We start from the raw sequence: 4,974 nt of genomic DNA, 5'->3' as shown, positions 1-4,974 counted from the left end.
GCGCACGTTTGGTGTAACGAAGTACTCAGGTGCCTTCTGTGGCCCCAAGTGGCTCGTGGCGCACCCCGTTAGAACCAAGAATGTAGTCAGCAAGATCACGAAACGCACGGAATGTCCCCCTAACACCAGAGTTAAGCCGAGCCGCGCAGTGAAGCGAAGCACATGGCAAGCTTTACCTGCCATGTGATTTGCGCAACGAAGCGGCTTCGGCTTGAACGATTTGTTAGGCCGCACATGCACGCAGCATTTGGCTCGTAACGGCACCTACTGAGGCTGTGCAGCACCTGAGAACAACCCTTTCCGGAAAACGTCGAGGCAGTAATTTGCCGCTTCGTGAAGCTCAAACTTGAGGCTTTCAGCATCACCGGCGAGCATGGCAGAAAGCTCCGGTGCAACGTCTCGCTTCTTTAGCGGTGCCTGGCATTCTTTGGATGCGAGAACAGTTCGTGTGTTCGTATCAACCACTTGTGCTTTAGCCCAATAGCTCACGCGATAGCGGTCCTTGCCTACCGTATCGGCGAACCAATTTTGCGTACCCACGTTGATGACAAGTGCTCCGGTTCCATAAGTCGCAGCAAGTTCCTTCGCACTCCTTAGCGTTAAATGCACACTGGAGAAACTGGACTCGAGGCCGCTAGGCTGGTCGGAGCTGGTGATTCCAAGCGCGGCCGCCGTCTCTCGGCCAAGGGCAGCCGCAATATATTGAGCTGGGTCTCTGACGTCATACTCTGCACGTACTTTGTCAGCTTTTTGCTTGGCATCTACGAAGGCAACAATTCCTAGAACGCTCGCCGGTGAAAGCGACCAAACCTCTGAGGCGAGAGTCATCCTGGGCGTCTGGTCAGTTGTAGCGATCAGGGTCTGATATCCACTCTGCCTAAGTACGGTGAGATCGACAGGCTTCTTGGCCGCCGCTCCCAACGGGAAGGCGGCGACCAGAACCAAGATCATCTTCGATAGGTTTTTCATAGAGCCTCGACTTGTCGTGCAGATTGGGTGCGGCCTAACACCTAAGTTAAGCCGAGACGCGTAGTGGAGCCAACCACATGGCAAGCTTTACCTGCCATGTGGTTGGTGGAACGAAGCGGCTTCGGCTTGAACGCATTGTTAGGCCGCCGATGCCAAGCACTTGCGCCCGCCGCGAATACAGCCCACCCCCAAGCCGCAACCTCGTGCGTCGAACTTGCAGCTCTTGGAGCAGCGCCTGACTCTCACTGCGTCCAAAAATAATAGTAGATAACAGGAACGATAGTCTGAAGGACAATGCCCACAATCAGCAATACGCTCGGAATATTCAATGCAACGTACGCTCGCTTGGGAATGGTTCTACGCAGTGGATAGGCGAATACAGAAACGGCAATCCAGAACGGCGAAGAGAAGATTAGCGAGAGCACTGCTCCCTGAAGATATTCGCCCCGGTGAGAATTTCCAGGCTCCGATAGGTAGCTAAGAAGATAGTTGCCAGCACTCACTACGTAATACATTCCGCCGCCGCCGGCTAGCAGGGTGAGAAGAATCCAGATGCGCTTCATCTAAGGCCTAACCCCCAACTTCCTCACGCTGCCCATACCCCTCCCCTTGCGGCCTAACGCTTGAATTAAGCCGACCCGCGAAGCGGGTTCGGCTTGAATGAATTGTTAGGTGCTAGCTGCGACCAGCCATGCGCCTAATCGCATCCCATGCCTTGCGCCACAACGAAGCCTCCCAAGCCATGAGTCGAGCTGCCCACTCAGGCATGCCGGCATCTTTGGCTGTCGCCAGCACAGTTGGTGCCGCTTCAATGTCACGGCGGAAGGCGGCACGAAAGATCATGACAGCAAGCTTGAGTTCGATGACAACTAGTACAGCAAGGCCAACATAGCGAATGAAGCCTACGGCGCTAAGTACTTGATGATGCTCGTTTGGCACAACGTGTCCGGCAACCCAAATGCCAAGGCAGCTCAGTGCGATGGCGCGGACAATGGCTGCTTTGCCACGAGAGCGATAGCACCAGAGATAAAGCGCCGGAATTACGACACTCAAGTCGAAGAGGATGCCTGCCTCAAGCAGCTGAGGATCGGACCAACTATCTAGTGAGGCAAGTGCAATGTCGCCTATAAGCACGACAGCGGCAGCAAGCACAAACCAATGCGCACGAATGGAGCCTTTGATTTTACTTTCAGTCATGGACATAGTGCCTCCTAGCACCTAACACCAGAGTTAAGCCGAGCAGCGTAGTGAAGCGAAACACATGGCAAGCTTTACCTGCCATGTGTTTTGCGTAACGAAGCGGATTCGGCTTGAACGACTTGTTAGGCCGCCGCTGCCCGGCACCTGCGCCCGACCCGCGACGGCCCAACCCTTGCGCAGAACAGTACAACGAGTCTTGCCGGAGAGCTTGACCTGGCACCCAGGCGCGAGCAGAGCCAAGACAGTCAAGTCGCGCGGCCAAAAACTCCCGCCGCGGCCATACGAAGCCGACTCGGCAGGTGGAATCTTGCGGGGGTCGCGCCTGTCCGAAGCCGAAGTGTGCACGCGTGCCTGCCGATGCCACTCATCGCGCGTGCGAGGTGCAGAAGCCTTGGATGAGCGAGATGCCCGAACCCGCTTGGAACTTGCCACCGACAGTGCGGGAAACAAGGCCTAACACCAGAATTAAGCCGCGCCGCGAAGCGGTGTCGGCTTGAATGACTTGTTAGGCGCTTCCCGCAGCCTGCGCGACACATGCGCTGCAGCCAAAAACGCCAACTCCGATTGCCATGAAGCCAAACGTGACGATTGCCCAGACCGCGACAGTCTCTCCAATATCTTGAGGTCCCGTTGCTGCGATGCCCAGTACCCCACCACCAACTACAGCAATCAGGCCGAGAATGAGAAGGAACGGCCGTTTCCAGGCCTTTTCTGGCAGTGGCCCCCAGAAGCACACTGCTTGTACCGGCCCGCACAACTTGCAGTTTTTGCGGCGAGTCATCAGCTAGCGCCTAACACCAGAGTTAAGCCGAGCAGCGTAGTGAAGCGAAACACATGGCAAGCTGTACCTGCCATGTGTTTTGCGTAACGAAGCGGATTCGGCTTGAACGACTTGTTAGGCTGCCGCTGCCCGGAACTTGCGCCCGACCCGCGACAGCCCAACCCCTAAGCCCAGACAGTACAACAAGTTCTGGCGCTAAGCGCGGGGCTACCCGTTGCTTGGCCAAAGCCAGGGCCGTGGCTCGCGCGGCCAAGAACCCTCACCGCTTACTGGCCGAAGCCGACTCGGCAGGTCGAATCTTGCGGAGGTTCGCGCCTGTCCGAAGCCGGGGTGCGTCAGACACTTTTGCCGATGCCGTCACCGCGCGTGCGAGGTGCAAACGCCACGGATGAGCAAGGTGCTTCAAGTCGATTAAAACCCGGCTACGGCAGTGCGGGAAACAAGGCCTAACACCTAAGTTAAGCCGAGACGCGTAGTGGAGCGAAGCACATGGCAAGCTGTACCTGCCATGTGCTTTGCGGAACGAAGCGGCTTCGGCTTGAACGCATTGTTAGGCCGCGCCGCCCGACAGTCTGCCCCAAGACTGCCGAAGGCCGACAAGATGGACGATGCCGATCAGCAGGCAGATTGAAGAGCTTACTACCCAGAACGTCATGCTGTTTCCGGGGAAATACGCCATGACCGGCACGAAGGCGACGCCCCGGACAATGTAGATGACGGTGATGGCGGAGAGTGCAGTACGCCGCAACGGCAGCTTGGGAATCACGCCGGCGCCGGACAGTGCGTACGCACTCCACGTTGCAAGGACGCCGGCAATGGCCAGGGTAACGACGGTGGGATACCAGTGGCCGGCCAAGTGCAACTGTGCCATTTGCTCCCCGGCGCCCAAGAGCCGAAACAGCGGAGCGCCAACTACTAGACACGCCAGATGCGCCAGCGCTGCGAGCCCGCTAAGGGCGGCACCGGCTGCCAGAAGCTTGTTGGTCGGACTGGCCATGTAGCTCCCCAGCGGCCTAACACCAGAGTTAAGCCGTGCCGCAGCGGGGCGTGAAGCACATGGCAAGCTGTATCTGCCATGTGGTTTGCGCCCCGATGTGGCATCGGCTTGAACGACTCGTTAGGACGCCGCTGCCCGACACCTGCGCCGAACCCCTGCAGCCCAACCCCGAACCGAAACACTACAACAACTTGGCACAGCTGGGCCGTGCCTTGGAACTACGAAGCGCGAACTACAGCTCGCGTGTGCGAGGAGCCTCACCAGGATCTGTCCGAAGCCGACTCGGCAGGTCGAACCTTGCGGAGGGTCACGCCTGTCCGAAGCCGAGGTGCTGCAAGACTGACTGCCGATGCCTGCACCGCGCGTGCGAGGTGCAAACGCTGCGGATAAACGAGGCGCTACAAATTGCCTGGAACCCGGCAACAACAGTGCGGGACACAAGGCCTAACGCCTAAGTTAAGCCGCGCCGCAGCGGGGCGTGAAGCACATGGCAAGCTGTACCTGCCATGTGGTTTGCGCCCCGATGCGGTGTCGGCTTGAACGCATTGTTAGGCCTTACCCCGGATCAAAGCCATACATCCAAGTATTGAGAATGCCCTCAGAGCTGTGGAGGCCCAATGGCTCCAGCATAGCCTCGAAGGCTGATGCCACCTTTTCCGCATCTTCCGTATCCAGAGAATCGCGGTCTATCGCGTTGATTCGAGTGCCGATCTCTTCAAGAACCTCCGCGTCGCTAGCGCCGTTAGCGGCCATGCTCGCCAATGCCCCAGCCGCTGCATCGATCTCGGAGTTCAGCCTCGCCCTCAGCGCTGGCTCGGTCGTGCCCAAGCCTCCCGCCAAGTGATCTCGCCCGACCATATCGCGAAGTGAATCAGATGAACCAGCGACCACATCCATACATCCCACAGTGAGGAACAAGAGGAAGGTGCCAAAGAGAAGCTTGCTAGCTCGTGATAGTTCCATGAGGCCTAACACCAGAATTAAGCCGCGCTGCGAAGCAGCGTCGGCTTGAATGAATCGTTAGGCT

The 4,974-nt window shown here is 57.9% G+C and carries 5 protein-coding genes; all 5 read right to left on the bottom strand.

Going from position 1 to position 4,974, the window contains the following annotated elements; all coding sequences use genetic code 11:
* Positions 1–264: 264 nt before the first annotated feature.
* The 5 genes from WCE37_RS14675 to WCE37_RS14655 all read right to left on the bottom strand — a co-directional run bounded on the left by WCE37_RS14675 (position 265) and on the right by WCE37_RS14655 (position 4,775).
* The gene (locus tag WCE37_RS14675) at positions 265–969 is read right to left on the bottom strand and encodes a hypothetical protein (RefSeq protein ID WP_343279990.1); all 705 of its coding nucleotides are present in this window, start codon (positions 967–969) and stop codon (positions 265–267) included.
* Positions 970–1,211: 242 nt separating this feature from the next.
* Positions 1,212–1,532 (bottom strand): hypothetical protein, encoded by a 321-nt coding sequence (locus tag WCE37_RS14670; RefSeq protein WP_343279989.1) that lies wholly within the window; start codon positions 1,530–1,532, stop codon positions 1,212–1,214.
* Positions 1,533–1,644: 112 nt separating this feature from the next.
* Positions 1,645–2,172, bottom strand: coding sequence for a hypothetical protein (locus WCE37_RS14665; RefSeq protein WP_343279988.1), 528 nt, complete (start codon positions 2,170–2,172; stop codon positions 1,645–1,647).
* Between the two features lie 1,328 nt (positions 2,173–3,500).
* Positions 3,501–3,947, bottom strand: coding sequence for a hypothetical protein (locus WCE37_RS14660; protein ID WP_343263221.1), 447 nt, complete (start codon positions 3,945–3,947; stop codon positions 3,501–3,503).
* 555 nt (positions 3,948–4,502) lie between these two features.
* On the bottom strand, positions 4,503–4,775 hold the full coding sequence (locus WCE37_RS14655) for a DUF4844 domain-containing protein (protein WP_343279987.1): 273 nt from the start codon (positions 4,773–4,775) through the stop codon (positions 4,503–4,505).
* Positions 4,776–4,974: the final 199 nt, after the last annotated feature.

The sequence above is a fragment of the Luteimonas sp. MJ250 genome (assembly GCF_039548455.1).
In the GTDB taxonomy this organism is placed as follows: domain Bacteria; phylum Pseudomonadota; class Gammaproteobacteria; order Xanthomonadales; family Xanthomonadaceae; genus Luteimonas.
Note: the sequence above shows the minus strand (reverse complement) of the source record. Positions and strands in the feature narration are given on the sequence as shown.

What these genes read in the sequence shown, in the direction of transcription:
- WCE37_RS14675 (WP_343279990.1), bottom strand. Translation starts at nt 969, where the DNA reads ATGAAAAACCTATCGAAGATGATCTTGGTTCTGGTCGCCGCCTTCCCG.
- WCE37_RS14670 (WP_343279989.1), bottom strand. Translation starts at nt 1,532, where the DNA reads ATGAAGCGCATCTGGATTCTTCTCACCCTGCTAGCCGGCGGCGGCGGA.
- WCE37_RS14665 (WP_343279988.1), bottom strand. Translation starts at nt 2,172, where the DNA reads ATGTCCATGACTGAAAGTAAAATCAAAGGCTCCATTCGTGCGCATTGG.
- WCE37_RS14660 (WP_343263221.1), bottom strand. Translation starts at nt 3,947, where the DNA reads ATGGCCAGTCCGACCAACAAGCTTCTGGCAGCCGGTGCCGCCCTTAGC.